Source organism: Streptomyces sp. NPDC002698, assembly GCF_042888945.1.
Taxonomy (GTDB): Bacteria; Actinomycetota; Actinomycetes; order Streptomycetales; family Streptomycetaceae; genus Streptomyces.
On the sequence record NZ_JBIAQM010000004.1, the window covers coordinates 390,030 to 408,782 of the forward strand.

The following is an 18,753-nucleotide window of genomic DNA, read 5'->3' on the forward strand; positions in this document are numbered from 1 at the left end:
CCCCCCGACTCTGCCCGGCCCCGGGCGCCGTCACCGCATCAGGCCGCACGTCAGAGGCTCGGCCACACCGTAACGGGTGATGCGCCGGTTTGGGGACCGGTTGTGCAGGAACGTTGCGGCAGGTCCGTGCGGGGCGACCCGGCGAGGGGTGGGACCGCGCGGGCCGAGCTGTCCGCGCCCTGGTCAGGCGCCGTACACTCCCCGAGTGACCGCCACCGCAACCACCGTAGACGAGCCGGAACAGCTCGAACCCCAGGCCGTGCCCGCCCCGCGCGGGTCAGCCCTGGTGCGTCGCCTCGTCCCGGCCGCCGCCGCGGCGCTCTCCGGAGTGCTGCTGTACGTCAGCTTCCCGCCACGGACCCTGTGGTGGCTCGCCCTGCCGGCCTTCGCGGTCTTCGGCTGGATCCTGCGCGGTCGCTCCTGGAAGGCCGGACTCGGCCTCGGCTACCTGTTCGGCCTCGGATTCCTGCTGCCGCTGCTGGTCTGGACCGGCGTCGAGGTCGGCTCCGGTCCCTGGCTCGCGCTCGTCGCCGTGGAGGCGGTCTACGTCGCACTGGTCGGCGCGGGGATCACCTTCGTCTCCCGGCTGCCCGGATGGCCGCTGTGGGCGGCGGCCCTGTGGATCGCCGGGGAGGCGGCACGCGCGCGTGCGCCCTTCGGCGGCTTCCCCTGGGGGAAGATCGCGTTCGGCCAGGCCGACGGCGTGTTCCTGCCGCTCGCCGCGGTCGGTGGCACTCCGGTGCTCGGCTTCGCCGTCGTCCTGTGCGGCTTCGGGCTGTACGAGATCGTCCGTCTCGCCGTCGAACGGCGCGACACCGGCGTTCTGCGCCGAGGCGCGGCCGTGGTGGCGCTGCTCGCCGTCGCCGTTCCCGTCGTCGGAGCGCTCGCCGCGCGGATGCTCGTCAGCGACAAGGCCGAGGACGGCACCGCGACGGTCGCGGTCATCCAGGGCAACGTCCCGCGCGCGGGACTCGACTTCAACGCACAGCGGCGCGCCGTCCTCGACCACCACGTGCGGGAGACCGAACGCCTGGCCGCCGAGGTCAAGGCGGGCAAGAAGCCCAGGCCCGACCTGGTGCTGTGGCCGGAGAACTCCTCCGACATCGACCCGTTCGCCAACGCGGACGCCCGCTACGTGATCGACCAGGCGGCCAAGGCGATCGGCGCCCCCGTCTCCGTCGGCGCGGTCGTCGAGCGGAGCGGCAAGCTCTACAACGAGCAGATCCTGTGGGACCCGGACAAGGGTCCGGTGGACACGTACGACAAGCGGCAGGTCCAGCCGTTCGGCGAGTACCTTCCGCTGCGTCCGCTGCTCGGGGCCATCAACAAGGACTGGACGAGCATGGTCCGCCAGGACTTCAGCCGCGGCACCGAGCCGGGTGTGTTCAAGATGGACGGCACCGGTATCGGACTCGTCACCTGTTACGAGGCGGCGTTCGACTGGGCCGTGCGCAGCACCGTCACCGACGGCGCGCAGATCATCTCGGTGCCCAGCAACAACGCGACCTTCGACCGCAGCGAGATGACCTACCAGCAGCTCGCCATGTCCCGCATCCGCGCCGTCGAGCACAGCCGTACCGTCACGGTGCCCGTGACGAGCGGTGTCAGCGCCGTGATCATGCCCGACGGGAAGATCACCCAGAGGACCGGCATGTTCGTCGCCGACTCGCTGGTCCAGAAGGTTCCGCTGCGTTCCTCCGAGACCCCCGCCACGAAGCTCGGCATCGTCCCGGAACTGGTCCTGGTGCTCGTCGCGGCGGGCGGCCTCGGCTGGGCCGCCACGACGGTGGTCCGATCGCGGCGGAACACCCTTTAGAGCGGGTCCCCGTGCCCGCGCGGAAGCGGGCGAAATCGCGCGGATAGGGTCGGGGACATGCCTACTCCCGACTTCATCCGCGAGATCCGGGCCTTCGCGGGCCACCAGCTCCTCTGGCTCCCCGGGGTCACCACCGTGGTCTTCGACGACGAAGGCCGTGTTCTGCTCGGCCAGCGTTCCGACAACCACAGGTGGGCGCTCATCTCCGGCATTCCGGAGCCGGGGGAGCAGCCCGCGGTCTGCGCGGTGCGCGAGGTGTACGAGGAGACGGCGGTGCGCGTCGAGGTCGAGCGCGTCGTCATGGTCGCGGCCGGGGAGCGGGTGACCTACACCAACGGCGACGTCTGCCAGTTCATGGACACCACCTTCCGGTGCCGCGCCATCGGCGGGGAAGCCCGCGTCAACGACGACGAGTCGCTCCAGGTGGGCTGGTTCGCGGTGGACGCCCTGCCGAAGCTGCAGGACGACGCCCTCATCCGGATCAAGCAGGCGCTGCTTGACGAACCCACATGGTTCGAGTCCATGACCTGAGGGTGAAGTGTGTGTGCTGACCACATGGGTGGGGGCCGGGGCGCTGCCTAGGGTCGAGGCATGACCGCGCCCAGCGCCCTCCCGGGCCCCCACGCCTTCGCACTCGACCTCGGTGGCCGCACCGCCCTCGTCACCGGCGCCGCGAGCGGCATCGGCCGCGCCTGCGCGCTGCGGCTCGCCGCCGCCGGAGCCAAGGTGAGAGCGGTCGACCGGGACGCCGAAGGCCTGGAAACCCTGGCCGGGCGGACCCACCGCCTGGCCGGCACGATCGAGCCGCACGTCCTCGACCTCACCGACCTCGACGCGGCGGAGCAGGCCGCGGCCGGCACCGATGTCCTCGTGAACAACGCCGGTCTGCAAATGGTCCGCCCCATCGAGGAATTCCCGCCCGACGTGTTCCACACGGTACTGACCGTCATGCTGGAGGCGCCGTTCCGGCTCATCCGCGGGTCACTGCCTCACATGTACGGGCAGGGCTGGGGCCGCATCGTCAACGTCTCCTCGGTCCACGGACTGCGCGCCTCGGCGTTCAAATCGGCGTACGTCGCCGCGAAGCACGGACTCGAGGGGCTCTCGAAGACCGCGGCCCTCGAAGGCGCCCCCCACGGAGTCACCTCGAACTGTGTGAACCCCGCATATGTGCGCACCGCACTCGTCGAGAAACAACTGGCGGATCAGGCGCGTACGCACGGCATCCCGCGAGAGCGCGTCCTGACCGAGGTCCTGTTGCGGGACAGCGCGGTCAAGCGGCTCATCGAGCCGGAGGAGGTGGCTGAGGCGGTGGCCTATCTCTGCGGTCCGCAGGCGGCTTTCATGACCGGAACGTCGCTGGCGCTGGACGGGGGCTGGACCGCGCACTGAGCCCGGGCCGGCCCCGCCCGAACCGTGCCGCACCCGCGCTGGGGACGAGTTGTCCACAGGGCCGAGGCGTTGCCCTGCGGATAGTTGTCCACAGGGCCGGGGCGCCGACCCGCATCTGCGCGATCCTGTTGCCATGTCTCGCGATCACCTGTCATCAGCCGAGCGCTCCGCCGACAGCGCGGAAGCGCCGTTCCTGGAACTCCTGGCCCGGGGAGCGACCGCCGACGCCTATGAGCAGCCCGTGCTGCTCGCCCGCGCCGAGGGTCTGCCCGACGGGCGCGTCGCCGCGCTCGAACAGGCCAAACTGCTCGCTCTGCGCGTGCGCACGGAGATAGAGGGACGGCGCCGCCGCGAGGCCGAACTCTCAGCGCTCTTCGAGACCGCGCACGACCTCGCGGGCCTGCGTGACCTCGACGCCGTACTGCGGGCGATCGTGCAGCGGGCCCGGTCGCTGCTGGGCACGGACATCGCGTATCTCAGCCTGAACGACGCGGCCAGGGGCGACACCTACATGCGGGTCACCGAGGGCTCGGTCGCCGCGCGCTTCCAGCAGCTGCGGCTCGGCATGGGAGAGGGCCTCGGCGGACTCGTCGCACAGACCGCCCGCCCGTACGTCACCGACGACTACTTCAAGGACGATCGTTTCCAGCACACCCGGACCATCGACGCGGGCGTACAGGACGAGGGGCTCGTCGCGATCCTCGGGGTGCCGCTGATGATCGGGCCCCAGGTCATCGGCGTGCTGTTCGCGGCGGACCGCAGGGCACGGGTCTTCGACCGGGAACAGATCGCCCTGCTCGGCTCCTTCGCGGCCCTGGCCGCGGCGGCCATCGACTCGGCGAACGCGCTCACGGAGACACGCTCCGCCCTGGAACGCCTCGGCCGGGCCAACGAGATCATCCGGGACCGCAGCGCGGTGATCGAACGCGCCTCGGACGTGCACGACCGGCTGGCCGAACTCGTGCTGCGCGGTGGGGGAGTCCACGACGTCGCCGCCGCGGTGTCCGAAGTCCTGGACGGCACGGTCGAGTTCACCGAGCCGGGCGGCACACCGTCCATGGCGGTGGAAGCGGCCCGCGCCGACGGCCACGCCGTACGGCACGGCGACGACTGGGTCGCCGCGGTGGCGGCGGGAGGCGAACTGCTCGGCGCGCTCGTGCTGCGCGGGCACCCTGGCCTCGACCCCGTCGACCAGCGCACCCTGGAGCGCGCCGCGATGGTCACGTCACTGCTCCTGCTCGCCAGACGCTCGGCCTCCGAGGCCGAACAGCGGGTGCGCGGCGAGCTGCTGGACGACCTGCTGGACACCCGGGACCGCGATCCGGGGCTGCTGCGGGAGCGGGCGGCGCGACTGCACGCCGATCTGGACGGTCCCCATGTCGTGCTGGCGGCCCGGCTCGACGTCGTGGCCGCCGACGCCGGCCAGGAGGCGGGTGCGCGCAGACGGCTGTGGTCGGCCGCGTCCCATCTCGCCGCCACCCGCCATGGACTGGCCGCCGCCCGCGACGGCGGCACCGTCCTGCTGCTCCCGCTCGGGCCGGGCGACACGGCGACGACTCTGGCCCGCCGCACCGCCAAGGAGCTGGGCACCGCCGTTCAGGAGGCGGTGACCGTGGGTGCCTCCGCACCCCTGGACCGGCTCGCGACGTACCCCGAAGCGGTGGCCGCGGCTTACACCGAGGGGCAGCGCTGCCTGGAGGCGCTGCGTCTGCTCGGCCGGGCCGGCGACGGGGCGGCCGCCGAGGACTTCGGCTTTCTCGGACTGCTGCTCGCCGGGGACCGGGACATCTCCGGGTTCGTCGGCCGGACGATCGGCGGAGTGGTCGACTACGACGAACGGCGCGGTACCGACCTGCTGCGCACCCTCGATGCCTACTTCGCCAGCGGTATGAGCCCGGCACGCACGAAGGACGCTCTGCATGTGCATGTGAACACCGTGGCGCAGCGGCTGGAGCGGGTGGGGCGCCTGCTCGGGGAGGACTGGCAGAGCCCGGCCCGCATATTGGAGATCCAGCTCGCTCTGCGACTGCACCGGTTGTCGTCGCACGGACCGCGCTGATCCCCGCACACGTCATCGCGTACGGGGATCGGGGAGCGCGGGCGAGCGGTCAGACCGTACGGGCGTCCGCCGGCGCGACCGGGGCCGGCTGATCGCCGGTCACGTCCTCGACGGCGGACAGGTCGCGGTCGCGGGTCTCCTTCGCGAAGCCCACGGCGATCAGGGTCAGCAGAACCGCCCCGATCACATACAGGGAGACGGGAGCGGAACTGTCGTACGAGGAGAGCAGGGCCGTCGCGATGAGAGGTGCGGGCGCGCCCGCCGCCACGGAGGCGAACTGAGCCCCGATGGAGGCACCGGAGTAGCGCATCCGGGTCGCGAACATCTCGGAGAAGAACGCGGCCTGGGGCGCGTACATGGCGCCGTGGAGGACCAGGCCGACGGTGACGGCGAGGATCAGGTTCGCGAAGCCGCCGGTGTCGATGAGGGAGAAGAACGGGAACATCCAGAGGCCGACACCCGCGGCGCCGAGCAGATAGACGGGGCGGCGGCCGATGCGGTCGGAGAGGGCGCCCCAGGCCGGGATGACGGCGAAGTGCACGGCCGAGGCGATGAGAACGGCGTTGAGCGCGGTCTGCCGGGAGACGCCGGCGGAGGTGGTGGCGTACACGAGGATGAAGGCGGTGATCACGTAGTAGCTGATGTTCTCGGCCATGCGGGCGCCCATCGCGACGAGCACGTCACGCCAGTGGTGGCGCAGGACGGAGACCAGCGGAGGCTTCTCCGGCTCGTCCGCTCCGGCCGCCTTGCGGGCCTCGGACCGCGCCAGCGCCTCCTTGAACACCGGCGATTCATCGACAGACAGACGAATCCACAAACCGACGACGACCAGCACACCGGAGAGGAGGAACGGGACGCGCCAGCCCCAGGAAAGGAAGGTGGCGTCCGACTGCGTGGCGGTGAGCAGTGACAGGACGCCCGTCGCCAGGAGCTGGCCCGCGGGAGCTCCGGTCTGCGGCCACGACGCCCAGAACCCCCGCCGCTTCGCGTCGCCGTGCTCGGACACCAGCAGGACCGCACCGCCCCATTCGCCGCCCAGCGCGAAGCCCTGCACCAGACGCAGTGCGGTGAGCAGGACGGGGGCCGCCGCACCGACGGTCGCGTGCGTGGGCAGCAGACCGATGGTGAAGGTCGCCCCGCCCATCAGCAGCAGACTCAGTACCAGCAGCCGCTTGCGGCCGAGCCGGTCGCCGTAGTGTCCGAAGACGAGCGCGCCCAGAGGCCGGGCCGCGAATCCGACGGCGTACGTCAGGAAGGAGAGCAGCGTGCCGACCAGCGGGTCGGAGTCGGGGAAGAACAGCTTGTTGAAGACCAGGGCGGCGGCCGAGCCGTAGAGGAAGAAGTCGTACCACTCGATGGTGGTGCCGATGAGACTGGCGGCGACGATGCGCTTCAGGTTGGCGGGTGTCGGGGGAGCGGATGCTGCGGAGGCCATGTGCGCCACTTCCTCGTGTGCGGTGGGGACGGGTACGTGTCGGCACACGGTAGGAAGATGCAGTTCGGGGGCACATGTGGTGGGGCAACATAGTTCGAGGGGTGGCTATGCGTGCGGCCACCATGCCGGTTCGCGGACGGGCGGTTCGGGGGCTCGAAGGTGGTCGAAAAGAGCGCCGTCCGGGACGCGTAGTTCGGGGCGATTTGGCGGTGCGGTGCTGACTCCCGTGCTGGTTCGGTGCTGACTAAAAGCCCATGTCATCACCCGTCTTCACCTGTCCCGTGCTGACTTGGTGCTGACTATGCTCCGTTGAACTCGGGCATCTGGGGTTGATCGGCTCAGAGTCGTTGCGTGCTAGGTGTTCCGTCTCGGGAGGTTGTGGACGGGTGAGGGCCTTCCGGTTCGGTGTGGATTGCGACGTCTACACCGACAGAAAGGCCCTTGTGCCCCACCGTAATGCACCTCTGACCGAGACCGGCCGTCTGCGTCTGGCCCGCTGCGTGGTCGAGGACGGCTGGACCCTGCGCAGGGCCGCCGAACGCTTCCAGGTCTCGCCGACCACGGCCCAGCGATGGGCGGACCCGCTACCGCAAGCTCGGCGCGGCGGGCATGAGCGACCGCTCGTCCAGACCGCATCGCAGCCCGAGCCGGACCCCGACCCGCACCGAGCGGCGGATCATCAAGGTCCGTGTCCTGCGCCGCTGGGGACCGGCCCGCATCGCCTACCTGCTGCGATTGAACCCGTTCACCGTGCACCGGGTCCTGGCCCGCTACAAGCCGGCCCGTCTCACTCATGTCGACCGCGCCACCGAACGGGTGATCCGACGCTACGAACGGTCCGCGCCGGGCGAGTTGGTGCACGTGGACATCGAGAAGCTCGGCAACATCCCCGACGGCGGCGGCCACAAGACCCTGGGCCGCCAGGCCGGCCGCAAGACCCGCTCCGGCATGGGCTACAGCTACCTGCACAACGCCGTCGACGATCACTCCCGCCTCGCCTACAGCGAGATCCTCACCGACGAGAAGAAGGAAACCGCAACCGCCTTCTGGGACCGGGCCGAGACGTTCTTCGCCCAGGTCGGGATCACCGTCCAGCGGGTGCTGACCGACAACGGCTCCTGCTACCGCTCACGCGACTGGCGCGATGCCCTCGCCGCAGCCGGGATCACCCACAAGCGAACCCGCCCCTACCGGCCGCAGACGAACGGGAAGGTCGAGCGCTTCAACCGCACCCTGCTGGACGAATGGGCCTACGCTCGCCCCTGTCGCACGGAGACCGAACGACGCGGCGCCTACCCGCAGTGGCTGCACACCTGCAATCACCACCGCGGCACACACCGCGCTGAAAGGCCAACCACCCGCCAGCCGCGTCCCCAACCTCACAGGGCAATACAACCAGGGCGGCCGACGGCGGGGCGATCGAAGCCGAAGGAGTGCCTCTGGCCGGCCAAGCCGCTGGGGCGGGCGACCGCGGGGCTACAGGGCGGCGATGACGTCGGCAGAGGCCATCGACAGCGAGAACATCGAGAAGTCGTAGGCGATGGCGTTGTCCTGCTCCTCCTACGGGGTGGCGGCGACGCAGTCGGTCAGAGTGATCACCCGGAAGCCGTGCTCGTAACCGGTGCGCATGGTCGACCCACCTTCAACGCGGCTTCCCAGTGCGGGGGCAGGTTTTGAGAAGGAGGGTCCATCGCACCGTCGCGCTTCTGGCCACGGTGTGCGGTTTCACTCTGTACCTCACGGACGCATCCGCCGCAGCACGGCCGGCAGGGATTCTCGCCACGCTGGTGAACAAGACCGGCACCACCATCACCGTCACTTCCGGAGTGGGGCGGGGCAACAGCATCACCGTTGGGCAGACCGGCAAAGCATCAGGGACACCGTCGCACCGTCCGGCGACCGCACTCCAAGGGACCCGGCAACGACACCATTTCCAGACTGGCCGGCAACTACACGATCAACGGCAATGCCGGCAACGACACCCTCGACGGCGGCCTCGGCTTCGACACCTGTAACCGTGGCGCAGGGGATCCGGCGGTCAACTGCCCCTGAAAAATTGCCCCTCGACCGGCACCGCTGGATGGCCGGAAGGTGCCGGGCCGTGCGGCTGCGCGGTCCGACCCCCTGACCCGGGTGCTCACAACCTGGCCGTGTGCTGCGTGATCAGGGTGGTGTTCCGCAGCGCCGGCGCTGATGCGACCGCTGTCGCCGCGTCGGCCCCGGCAGTCTGGCGCGCCTCACCTCCATGCCGGTAAGTGCTCAATTCTGGTTGCCCTCCCGTGGCCTGGCAGGTCTCGAAGGTGGGAGCAGACTCGGCGGCCGCCGAGACGACCGGCTGTGGGCACAGTGCGGTTGCTGCTGCCCGTGGGACTCTCCTCAGCCTGACCACTTTGCCCCAGGACATCGCAGGAGCGAAGAAAACGCGCCCAGGGAACGTCGAGCCGTGGGAAGTGAGCAGCACTCGGCCCGGACCGAGCCGCAACCGTTCGGCTCGTACGCGGAAGCTGCCGCGCCGTCCCGGTCATCAACGTCCCTTCCAGCAGAGTTACATATCCCACTTTTCAGCCTACGGGTGAGCGCTCATTCGATGCGCCCCGTTGACCCCAGTAACCGGTGACCCACCTGTAGACCGTAAGTGAGGTTCGTACATGTCAAAGAGCGGTCCGAAACAAACCAAGCGGCGTCTCCCCACCGCTGACTGCTGCCCGGGTCGGGTGCACCTTTGCTCCCGTCAACTCAAGCACTGAGGACGGTCGCTTCATGGACTACTGCATCCCGTGCAGCCGCACGCTCAACGGCGCCGTTACCTGCCCAGAGTGTGGGGCATACGACCCCGGCATGGCACAGCTGAGCGATCGGAGAGGCGGTGCTCCGACCGTCGAGGCCGCGATGCCGGAGGTCCGCTCGAGTAGGGGACCGAGCTCCTCCGGGTCGCCCCTTCCCGGGTCGCCGACTGCCTCGCAAGACCTGTCGGCTGACCGGTACGACCGTCCGGCACGGCTGAAGAAGTATGCCGTCCGGTCTCTTGCCGCAGCCGCCTTCACCCTTCTCGGAGGCCTGGCCACCGCATCGGTGTTTCCCCAGTCGACGGCCCCACGAGCAGCCTCGATCCCAGAACAGCCGTCCCCCGAAGAGCCCGGGGTCCGCGTTCCCGATTCGCAGGCTTCACCGGAGCGTGTGACCACGCACCCGGCCCGAAAGGGCGTCCGGGATCGAAACGGTGACGGGATTCGGCGTCCTCTGCCAACGGCGACTCGCAGCACGTCACCGGTCTCTCGGCCTCCCGCCACCACCAGTGCGCCGCCACCGGTGAAGGCGAAGCCGACCCCCCGAGCCTCCAGCGGCCGCCGCCCCAGCTCGCCCTCGCAGACGGCAACCCCTTCCGCGAGGCCCTCCGCCAGTTCCTCCACCAGTCCTTCCGTCAGTCCTTCCATCAGCATCAGCGCCTCTTCTACCAGTTAGTGGCTCACCGAGCAGCAAAGGGGAAGCCGGTGGCCGAAACACTGGCAGGGCTCCCCAGCACAGAAACCTCCACCTGGTCCGCGCACGGCATCCGCCTGATCGGCAGAGGGCTCGCCGACGCCGACAGAGGCCACAACCACGCACCCGTCTGCCGTCAACGACGTGCGGCACTGGGACTGTGGCCAGGAGATCAACGGTGGCGATGGCGTCACCCTCACCGGCCCGGACGCCGGCGACGAGGACGCGAACATCGGCAATTCTGAACGGTGATTGGTTGCCCCCAGTGCGCCGTGAAGAGGTGGGTCTCGCGCTTCCAGCGGTCATGGGGGTGCGGCGGCCGCTCGGCGCGCGGCACACCAGGCCGGCAGGGCGGCTTGGTGGCAGGTGGCGCAGACACCGGTCCAGCAGCTCGGAACGTCTCGGAGGGTGTCGAGGACTTGGTGGAGGGTGAGACCGGTCCGGGTGCTTTTGGGGTGAGGCGCTGTTCGGTGAGGAAGACGTGGGCGGCGGTCACGAGGGTGACGTGGTGGCGCCGGCCGGCCAGGACCGGCTTTCGAAGTGGTCCGGGCCCAGGCCGCGTTGAGTTCGCGGTAGTCGTGCTCGATGCGCCGGCGGACCTTGGCCGGACAGACCAGGTAGTGACTGGACTGCTTGTGGGAGCCGTTCATTTCTGTCCGTCGTCCCTCTGAGCCGCATCCCACGCACTGGGCACCGACGAGTAGCCGGCACCGACGATGCGGTGCTGGGAACGTGTGATCGCCCACAGTTATGTTGTGCACAATTAAATTGCGCACTAGCGTCTGTGCGCAGTACACCACGAGAGGGAGGCGGCACAATGAATCCTGTTCGCTACGAGGACTACCGGCCCATCGAACGCCCTTCCTACCAAGAGGAGATGGAAGCAGTCATCGCCCAGGTGGCGCGTCGTACTCGCGCCTCGGTCGAGCGCGAGACCGTCGGCCGCGCTGTCCGCACGGCCCACGGCAAGACCTACGGCCTCCTCAAGGCCACGGTCACGGTTGGTGACAATCCTGGCTTCTACGGGCAGGGAATCTTCGCGCGGCCGACCGCGTACGACGCCGTCGTCCGCTACTCGAACGGCTTGGGCCACGACCGTCCCGACCACCAGCTGGGCGCGGCTTGCGGAATGGGCATCAAGCTGTTCGGAGTCGCCGGCCCCTCGCTGCTGGACGACGAACGAGACAGCGGCACCTTCGACCTCAACCTGATCAACAACGATGTCTTCTTCGCGAACACGGCCTACGACTACATGGTGATCGAGGATTTGTTCGCCGAATTGCCCGAGGCCCTCGTGGACCCGGCCCGCCGCAAGACCTGGATGGCGGAGTTCCTGACCCGCCGGCGGACGCTCACCGATCCCGACAGCTGGCTGTGGGACGAACTGCTCGCCATGCTGTCGTTCACCGGCGTCCCGCGCAGGAACCTGCTGTCGTACAGCTACAACAGCATGGGTGCCTTCCGGTACGGCGACCATATCGCCAAGATCCGTACCGTGCCGACCGCCGCGTCCCTGGCCTCCATCACGCAGCAGATCGTGGACGTGCGCGCGGACAATGAGGCATTCCGCCGCACCCTGGTGGCCGAGGCCGCGGAGCGAGACCACTCCTTCGAGCTCCAGGTCCAGCTCAACACCGATCTGACCCGTATGCCGGTGGACAACACGTCCGTCAAGTGGCCCGAGGACCTGTCCCCCTGGGTGACGGTCGCCCGGGTGGATCTCCCGCGCCAGGCTATCGGCGGGGACGACAACCTGGCGGCCGCCGACGCCACGTCGATCACGCCGTGGCGTTCACGCGAGGACCACCGGCCCATCGGCGAGATTCAGCGGGTGCGGCAGGAGGTGTACCGGCGCTCGTCCATCGAACGGCACCGCATCAACGGGCAAGAGCGGCGCGAACCCGCCGGCAGCGCTGAGCTGCTGGGCTGAGCTGCCTCGGTCGCCCGCCGCCGCGCGGGTCGAGTGGGCCCGGCACCGCCGCCCACCGGCCCGCTGGGCACCCAGGGGCCCGCGTCGGTCACCCGCCGCCGGTGGTGACCGCTCCGGATGCACGGGTGGCTCCGTCGACCTGTCCGCCGGCCCGCCGCCCAGCCTGGGCGGGCTGCCGTTCAGGGCCGGGGAGGTCGACGAACGGTGACCTCCAGCGGCCTCCGGATCCCCTTCCTCTCTGCCCCGAGCTCCCTCCGCCGCTCCCAGCCGGCACGGTTAAGCTCCGGTGCTGACCACGCTCCCGTGGACTCGGGCATCGGGGACCGATCGGCCCGCAGCCGCTGCGCAGTACGCGTGTGGCAGGTCTCCGCCACCGAGGAACTGACCACGCTGCTTGCACAGTGGTCCCCGTATTCATCCCGGCCCACTGCCCGCTCGGTCGGGATGCTCACGGCCGGGACGTTCAGGCGGCGGCCGACGGTTTCGGCGATCATGCGGACCGTCACGCCCTCTTCCGACGCGGCGTGCGGTTGGGAGCCGGCCGGGGCCCGATGCTGGTCGACCGCTCTGCCCGGATCCGTCCACCCCGGCACTGCGTCGGGGTGATCTGAGAGGCAGTCCTGTACGGGCGACAGGAAGCTCGGGTCGGGCTCCGGACCGAGGGCGGCGCGTGCGTTGTCGAAGACCGCGGGTCACGAGGCCACGATGGCCTCGATGGCAGGGTCGGGCGCAACGGTCACCGGGCGGGCGACGGCCCCGCCGGCCACCTGCCGCAGCGTAGTGGGCATCTCGGCGACCGAGACCGTGAGCGCGGGAAGGTGACGGGCGGTCGGCCTTCAAGTCGCCCCGGCCCGACGCCGTGCTCGGCCTCCGCGATGCGCGGCATTCCCCGGGTGGTGCGTCGCGGTGAGGCGAGGGCCATGTGCAGGTCGGGTGCCACCATCCGGTAGCCGCGCGGCCGAAGCCGCGATCTGTCGTTGCCGGAACAGCCCCGTCTGCGGGGAGCCGTGCAGCAGCACTGGGCGGCCTTCGGGCGCGCGGCCACGATCGCGTCCAACACGCTCGCCCTCGTGGAGAGGCTCGGCGGGGCACGATCCACCTCTTCATACCGACTGGTCGGTAACCATCAGGTGAGGGGTGACTGTCAAGACCTGCCTGCTGTTGAACATGACGCCGAATTCAACTATAACGATCGGAAGGTCGGCTCCCTGTCGCTGCTGCGGCCATGGCTCACGCCAAAGGCCGCTCGAGGAGACGGTCGATGAGCCATCTCCGCACGGCAGTTGGCGTTCGGTGCCCCGGCGGGCATTCGGGCCCGGAGCGCGGCGCTCGGAATCCCGGCCTCGAAGCCCACGGATGAACCGGATGAACCGGACCAACAGGAAACAGGAGGCGACATGAGGGAAGCAGTGATCGTTTCGACGGCACGGACGCCGATCGGAAAGGCCTACCGCGGCGCGTTCAACGACACCCAGGCGCAGGAGCTTGCCGCTCATGCCCTTTCCCACGCGGTGCGACGCGCCGGGCTCGAGGGAGGCGAGGTCGAGGATGTGATCTTCGGTTGCGCCGTGCAGCAGGGGGCCTCGGGTTTCAATGTCGCGCGTCAGGCTGCTCTCCGTGCCGGACTTCCGGACGCCGTGTCGGGGATGACGATCGACCGGCAGTGCTCGTCGGGCCTGATGGCCGTGGCGACGGCCGCCAAGCAGATTGTCACGGACGGCATGCAGGTCGCTGTCGGCGGCGGTGTCGAGTCGATCTCCCTGGTGCAGAACGACCACATGAACACCCACCGCATGACGGATCCCTGGCTGGTCGAGCACAAGCCGAGCATCTACATGCCGATGTTGCAGACGGCGGAGATCGTCGCCGAACGCTACGGCGTGAGCCGGGAACGTCAGGACGAGTTCGCGCTGGTGTCACAGCAGCGCACCGCGGCGGCGCAGGAGGCCGGCCGGTTCGACCGGGAGATCGTCGCGCTCACCAGCACCAAGAAGGTTCTCGACAAGCAGTCCGGGGAGGTGCGGGACGAGGAGTTCACCCTGGTCCGGGACGAGGGCAACCGCGCGTCGACGACGCTCGAAGGCCTGGCCGGGTTGGCCCCGGTGCTGCCCGACGGTCGGGTGAGCGCGCGTTCCAGCGTGACGGCGGGCAACTCCTCGCAGTTGTCGGACGGGGCTTCGGCCTCGGTGCTGATGGAGTCGAGGGAGGCCGAACGCCGCGGACTGGAACCGCTCGGTGTCTACCGGGGTATGACCGTTGCCGGATGCGGCCCGGACGAGATGGGCATCGGCCCGGTGTTCGCCATTCCGAAACTGCTGAAGCAGCACAACCTCACCATCGACGACATCGGTCTGTGGGAACTCAACGAGGCGTTCGCCTCCCAGGCGTTGTACTGCCGGGACGAGCTGCACATCGATCCGGAGCGGTTCAACGTCGACGGCGGCGCCATCTCGGTCGGTCATCCGTACGGAATGACCGGTGCCCGGCTGGTGGGGCACGCCCTCGTCGAGGGGAAGCGCAGGGGTGTTCGGTATGTGGTGATCTCGATGTGTGTCGGCGGCGGAATGGGTGCAGCCGGACTGTTCGAGGTCGTCTGAGATCCCCGTCCCCGCTGGAGAACGTGGCTGCCGTCGGATCGCGCGGCAGCAGGTCGATCGTGAGGAGAGACGTGGATACCGTGTCGAAGTCGGCGGCAAAACCCCGAACCGCGGTCCTGGTGGACTTCGGTGGGGTCATCACCTCCAGTGTGCTGCGGGCATTCACCGCCTTCGGCGCCTCGCTGGGCGGCGACCCGCGCCTGCCGCTCGACCTCCTCGCCCGGGACCAGCGATCACGCACCCTCCTGGCCGATCACGAGTGCGGCCGTCTCGACGCCGGGGGCTTCGAGCGGGGATTCGCCGAACGCCTCCGCGTCCACGGCGCGGACGTACCGGCCGAGGGGCTCACGGCCCGGATGCAGGCGGGCATGTCGATCGACCAGGACATGCTCGCGCTGCTCGGTGATCTTCGAGCCGCCGGCCGTCCCGTCGCGCTCGTGTCCAATTCGTTCGGCACCGGAACCTACGACGGCGTCGACCTCTCCGCCGTCGCCGACGCGGTCGTGATCTCCGCGGAGGTCGGGATCCGCAAGCCCTCCCGGCGGATCTACGCGATCGCGTGTGAACGGCTGGGCATCGACCCCGAAGAGGCGGTCATGATCGACGATCTGCAGCAGAACCTCGACGGAGCGGCACGGATCGGAATCGGGGGCGTACTGCACACCAGCGCCGCCGACACTCGCCGCCAACTCGCCGAACGCTTCGGGATCACCGCCTGATCGCCGATTCGGCGGGGGTGAGACCCGCACGGCCGTCTGCTCGCATCCTCGGCAGGCACCGTCCACGATCAGCGATGTCGATCCTGTGTGCCGCCGTGCGCCGTCGCTGTCGACAGCATTGCGCTGCGCGGCGCCAGGGATCAGGCTCACGTTTGTGACTATGGCGTCGGATTCAAGTACCGTTTCTGGAATGGACACCACTGCGCCCGAGGAGATCGACGGCGAGTACGCACCTCCCATGGCGCCCCTCTCGAACCTTCGCGAGCCGCCGACGACGAAGCGCGGAGCGCGGACACGGGCCGCATTGGTGAAGGCCGCGCGGAAGGTGTTCGAACGGGACGGCTACCTCGACACTCGCCTGACCGACATCACCAGAGAAGCTCAATGTGCGGCGGGATCCTTTTACACCTACTTCGCCAACAAGGAGGAGGTGCTCGCCGCCGTCCTCCTGGAGGCGCAGGAGGACATGATGCACCCCGGCATGGGCCGGGTGCAGGGTGCCGACGATCCCTATGCGGTACTCGAGGCGAGCAACCGCGCGTATCTCGAGGCGTACAAGCGGAACGCGAAGCTGATGGCCCTTCTTGAGCAGGTCGCACAAGTGGAGCCGGAGTTCCGCGAGTTCCGGAGCCGGCGCGCTGACGCGTTCATCCGCCGCAATGCCCGCGGCATCGCCGACCTGCAGGCGCGGGATGTCGCAGACCGCGGGGTCGATCCGATGATGGCCTCCCGTGCCCTGTCGGGCATGGTCAGCGTCCTGGCCTACAACGCCTTCGTGGTCGGCGAACGGCAAGAAGAAGGTGCACCGGTGGACTTCGAGGAGCTCGTGTCCACGGTCACCCGTCTCTGGGCGAACGCCCTGCGGTTCCCCGGCCACCGCTGACCTCGGCAACCTGGACCGCTTGGCCCACCGCACCCGGTACTGCCGGGTGCTTCTTATTTCTCGGCTCCCTTTGTGGTCCCCTCCGCGGGAGGTGGGCGGTCTTCTGCGCGCGTCACCGCGCTCCACTGTTGAACTTGACGTCAGATTCAATTATAAAGTTCGACAAGAGCATGGTCACGCCGGCTCTCGGCCGTGCCCCGGCTTCGCACGCCAACCCGTCAGGAGCTCAGATGTCCCTGTTCGAGATACGGGATCGCGCCAAGAAGTACCAGGCGGATCTGCTCGAGTTCATGGATGCACACGTCTACCCCGCTGAGGCGGTGTACCACGTGCAGATGCGTGCGTCGGGTGACCCGCACTTCCACCCGCCGATCATCGAGGAACTCAAGGCGGAGGCGCGAAGGCGCGGTCTCTGGAACCTGTTTCACCCGCACCCGGAGTGGGGCCCCGGGCTGACGAACCTCGAGTACGCGCCGCTGGCGGAGATCATGGGGCGCAGTCACATCGCCCCCGAGGCGTGCAACTGCAACGCTCCCGACACCGGGAACATGGAGGTGCTCACGCTGTTCGGCAGCGACGAGCACAAGGAGAAGTACCTCAAGCCCCTGCTCGACGGCACGATGGCCTCGGCCTTCGCGATGACCGAGCCGCGTGTCGCCAGCTCCGACGCCACCAACATCGAGTTGCGGATGGAGCGCGACGGCGACGAGTACGTGCTCAACGGCCGCAAGTGGTTCGCCTCCAATGCCCTGCACCGTAACTGCAAGGTGCTCATCGTCATGGGGAAGACGGACCCCGGCGCCGCTCCGCACCGGCAGCAGTCGATGATGGTCGTCCCCATCGACGCCCCCGGGATCACGGTGATGCGCGGCCTGCCGGTGTTCGGCTACCAGGACCGTGAGGGGCACGCCGAAATCGACTTCGCCGACGTACGGGTGCCGGCCAAGGACCTCCTCAAGGGCGAGGGCGAGGGTTTCGCGATCAGCCAGGCCCGGCTCGGGCCCGGTCGTATCCACCACTGCATGCGGGCCATCGGCGCGGCCGAGCGGGCGCTGGAGCTGATGTGCCGGCGCGCGCAGTCGCGGGTGACCTTCGGCAGTCCGGTCGCCGAACGGTCCAACATCCAGGACTGGATCGCGGAAGCGCGCATCGACATCGAGATGATCCGGCTGCTCACGCTCAAGGCCGCGTATCTGATGGACACGGTCGGGAACAAGGAAGCGCGCACCGAGATCGCGGCCATCAAGGTGGCCGCCCCGAACATCGCTTTGAAGATCATCGACCGTGCGATCCAGGTGCATGGAGCAGCCGGAGTCACCGAGGACTTCCCGTTGGCGATGATGTACGCGCAGCTGCGGACACTGCGGCTGGCGGACGGTCCCGACGAGGTCCACAAGCGGGCCATCGCCAGGCAGGAACTGCGGCGGTACCGCGACGGGGCCACCATGGCGGCGAGCGGCACGGACATCCCCGGCGGCCACAGGGCAGGGGTGAACTGAAATGGCAGGGCTGGACCTCAGCGGTCGTACCGCCGTCATCACGGGCGCCTCCCGCGGTATCGGGTTGGCGATCGCCCAGACCATCGCCGCCGCCGGCGGAAACGTCGTCCTCACCTCCCGGTCCCAGGAGGCGGCGGACGCCGCCGCGGCCCAGGTCGGGGGCACGGCGATCGGCGTCGGTGTGCACGCGGTCGACGAAGAAGCGGCCCGGCGCTGCGTCGATCTGACGCTCGAGCGCTTCGGAAGCCTCGACATCCTCGTCAACAACGCGGGGACCAACCCGGCCTTCGGACCCGTCATCGACCAGGACCACGTCCGGTTCGCCAAGACCTTCGACGTGAACGTGTGGGCTCCTGTCCTGTGGACGGGGCTGGCCGTGCGGGCCTGGATGGGCGAGCACGGCGGCGCCGTCGTCAACACCGCCTCGGTCGGCGGCATGACCCTCGAGGCGAACATCGGGTTGTACAACGCGTCGAAGGCCGCACTGATCCACCTCACGAAGCAACTGGCCCTGGAACTCTCGCCCAAGGTCCGCGTCAACGCGGTGGCGCCGGGTGTGGTGCGCACGAAGCTGGCCGAGGCTCTGTGGAAGGACCATGAGCAGGCCCTGTCCGCCGCGACGGCGCTCGGGCGCATAGGGGAGCCGGCCGACATCGCCTCGGCGGTCGCCTTTCTCGTCTCGGACGCCGCGAGTTGGATCACCGGCGAGACGATGGTGATCGACGGCGGCCAACTCCTCGGTGACGCGCTCCCGTTCAGACAGGGAGCCGACACCGGTGTCTAGGACCTGGCCGGCCGATCACGCCGCGGACGCAGCACTGGACGGGCGCCGTCCCTTTCCTGCAACTTGACCGGCCGGACAGGTCCTGGCCTGGACGGCGTCGCGATCGACGCCGAGGCGTGCACCCTCGTGACCGCTGTTGCCCCGAGGCAGCTCGGTGAG

General features: G+C 69.3%; 12 protein-coding genes and 2 pseudogenes. 12 read left to right on the plus strand and 2 right to left on the minus strand.

Translation table 11 applies throughout. From position 1 onward, the window contains the following. The first annotated feature begins 205 nt into the window (after positions 1-205). From lnt to ACFYW9_RS08845, 4 genes are all read left to right on the plus strand, one after another. Entirely contained in the window at positions 206-1,816 is a 1,611-nt protein-coding gene (gene lnt, locus ACFYW9_RS08830; protein ID WP_389146582.1) for an apolipoprotein N-acyltransferase, read from the plus strand. A gap of 57 nt (positions 1,817-1,873) precedes the next feature. Continuing rightward, positions 1,874-2,347: an NUDIX domain-containing protein gene (locus ACFYW9_RS08835; RefSeq protein WP_389146585.1), complete on the plus strand. Its 474-nt coding sequence runs from the start codon at positions 1,874-1,876 to the stop codon at positions 2,345-2,347. 60 nt (positions 2,348-2,407) lie between these two features. Then, positions 2,408-3,208, plus strand: coding sequence for a 3-hydroxybutyrate dehydrogenase (locus tag ACFYW9_RS08840; RefSeq protein ID WP_389146588.1), 801 nt, complete (start codon positions 2,408-2,410; stop codon positions 3,206-3,208). Positions 3,209-3,341: 133 nt separating this feature from the next. Then, positions 3,342-5,267 carry a helix-turn-helix domain-containing protein gene (locus tag ACFYW9_RS08845; protein WP_389146591.1) on the plus strand — a complete coding sequence of 642 codons (1,926 nt, stop codon included), beginning with the start codon at positions 3,342-3,344 and terminating at the stop codon, positions 5,265-5,267. 49 nt (positions 5,268-5,316) lie between these two features. On the opposite strand, the gene ACFYW9_RS08850 is transcribed toward ACFYW9_RS08845, so the two are convergent. Continuing rightward, entirely contained in the window at positions 5,317-6,702 is a 1,386-nt protein-coding gene (locus ACFYW9_RS08850) for an MFS transporter (protein WP_389146594.1), read from the minus strand. Between the two features lie 443 nt (positions 6,703-7,145). On the opposite strand from ACFYW9_RS08850, the pseudogene ACFYW9_RS08855 reads away from it, so the two are divergent. Both ACFYW9_RS08855 and ACFYW9_RS08860 read left to right on the plus strand, forming a co-directional pair. Further along, positions 7,146-8,098, plus strand: a pseudogene (locus tag ACFYW9_RS08855) (IS481 family transposase); the annotation flags it as partial. A 455-nt stretch (positions 8,099-8,553) separates the two neighbouring features. Beyond that, positions 8,554-8,754, plus strand: a complete 201-nt coding sequence (locus ACFYW9_RS08860) for a hypothetical protein (protein ID WP_351862767.1) — start codon at positions 8,554-8,556, stop codon at positions 8,752-8,754. Positions 8,755-10,579: 1,825 nt separating this feature from the next. On the opposite strand, the pseudogene ACFYW9_RS08865 reads toward ACFYW9_RS08860, so the two are convergent. After that, a pseudogene (locus tag ACFYW9_RS08865) lies at positions 10,580-10,799 on the minus strand (IS701 family transposase); the annotation flags it as partial. 200 nt (positions 10,800-10,999) lie between these two features. On the opposite strand from ACFYW9_RS08865, the gene ACFYW9_RS08870 reads away from it, so the two are divergent. From ACFYW9_RS08870 to ACFYW9_RS08895, 6 genes are all read left to right on the plus strand, one after another. Beyond that, the gene (locus tag ACFYW9_RS08870; protein WP_351862768.1) at positions 11,000-12,112 is read left to right on the plus strand and encodes a catalase family protein; all 1,113 of its coding nucleotides are present in this window, start codon (positions 11,000-11,002) and stop codon (positions 12,110-12,112) included. A 1,397-nt stretch (positions 12,113-13,509) separates the two neighbouring features. Then, a complete protein-coding gene (locus tag ACFYW9_RS08875; RefSeq protein WP_389146597.1) occupies positions 13,510-14,709 on the plus strand; it encodes an acetyl-CoA C-acyltransferase in 1,200 nt (399 codons plus the stop codon). A 71-nt stretch (positions 14,710-14,780) separates the two neighbouring features. Further along, positions 14,781-15,428 (plus strand): HAD family hydrolase, encoded by a 648-nt coding sequence (locus ACFYW9_RS08880; protein ID WP_384233043.1) that lies wholly within the window; start codon positions 14,781-14,783, stop codon positions 15,426-15,428. Between the two features lie 190 nt (positions 15,429-15,618). Continuing rightward, complete coding sequence (locus ACFYW9_RS08885; protein WP_351862771.1) at positions 15,619-16,311, plus strand: TetR/AcrR family transcriptional regulator; 693 nt, start codon at positions 15,619-15,621, stop codon at positions 16,309-16,311. Between the two features lie 230 nt (positions 16,312-16,541). Then, complete coding sequence (locus tag ACFYW9_RS08890) at positions 16,542-17,810, plus strand: acyl-CoA dehydrogenase family protein (protein ID WP_389146602.1); 1,269 nt, start codon at positions 16,542-16,544, stop codon at positions 17,808-17,810. Between the two features lies 1 nt (position 17,811). After that, positions 17,812-18,594 carry an SDR family oxidoreductase gene (locus ACFYW9_RS08895; protein ID WP_389146605.1) on the plus strand — a complete coding sequence of 261 codons (783 nt, stop codon included), beginning with the start codon at positions 17,812-17,814 and terminating at the stop codon, positions 18,592-18,594. Positions 18,595-18,753: the final 159 nt, after the last annotated feature.

What these genes read in the sequence shown, in the direction of transcription:
- ACFYW9_RS08875 (WP_389146597.1), top strand. Translation starts at nt 13,510, where the DNA reads ATGAGGGAAGCAGTGATCGTTTCGACGGCACGGACGCCGATCGGAAAG.
- ACFYW9_RS08840 (WP_389146588.1), top strand. Translation starts at nt 2,408, where the DNA reads ATGACCGCGCCCAGCGCCCTCCCGGGCCCCCACGCCTTCGCACTCGAC.
- ACFYW9_RS08835 (WP_389146585.1), top strand. Translation starts at nt 1,874, where the DNA reads ATGCCTACTCCCGACTTCATCCGCGAGATCCGGGCCTTCGCGGGCCAC.
- ACFYW9_RS08895 (WP_389146605.1), top strand. Translation starts at nt 17,812, where the DNA reads ATGGCAGGGCTGGACCTCAGCGGTCGTACCGCCGTCATCACGGGCGCC.
- ACFYW9_RS08845 (WP_389146591.1), top strand. Translation starts at nt 3,342, where the DNA reads ATGTCTCGCGATCACCTGTCATCAGCCGAGCGCTCCGCCGACAGCGCG.
- ACFYW9_RS08885 (WP_351862771.1), top strand. Translation starts at nt 15,619, where the DNA reads ATGGACACCACTGCGCCCGAGGAGATCGACGGCGAGTACGCACCTCCC.
- ACFYW9_RS08890 (WP_389146602.1), top strand. Translation starts at nt 16,542, where the DNA reads ATGTCCCTGTTCGAGATACGGGATCGCGCCAAGAAGTACCAGGCGGAT.
- ACFYW9_RS08870 (WP_351862768.1), top strand. Translation starts at nt 11,000, where the DNA reads ATGAATCCTGTTCGCTACGAGGACTACCGGCCCATCGAACGCCCTTCC.
- ACFYW9_RS08850 (WP_389146594.1), bottom strand. Translation starts at nt 6,702, where the DNA reads ATGGCCTCCGCAGCATCCGCTCCCCCGACACCCGCCAACCTGAAGCGC.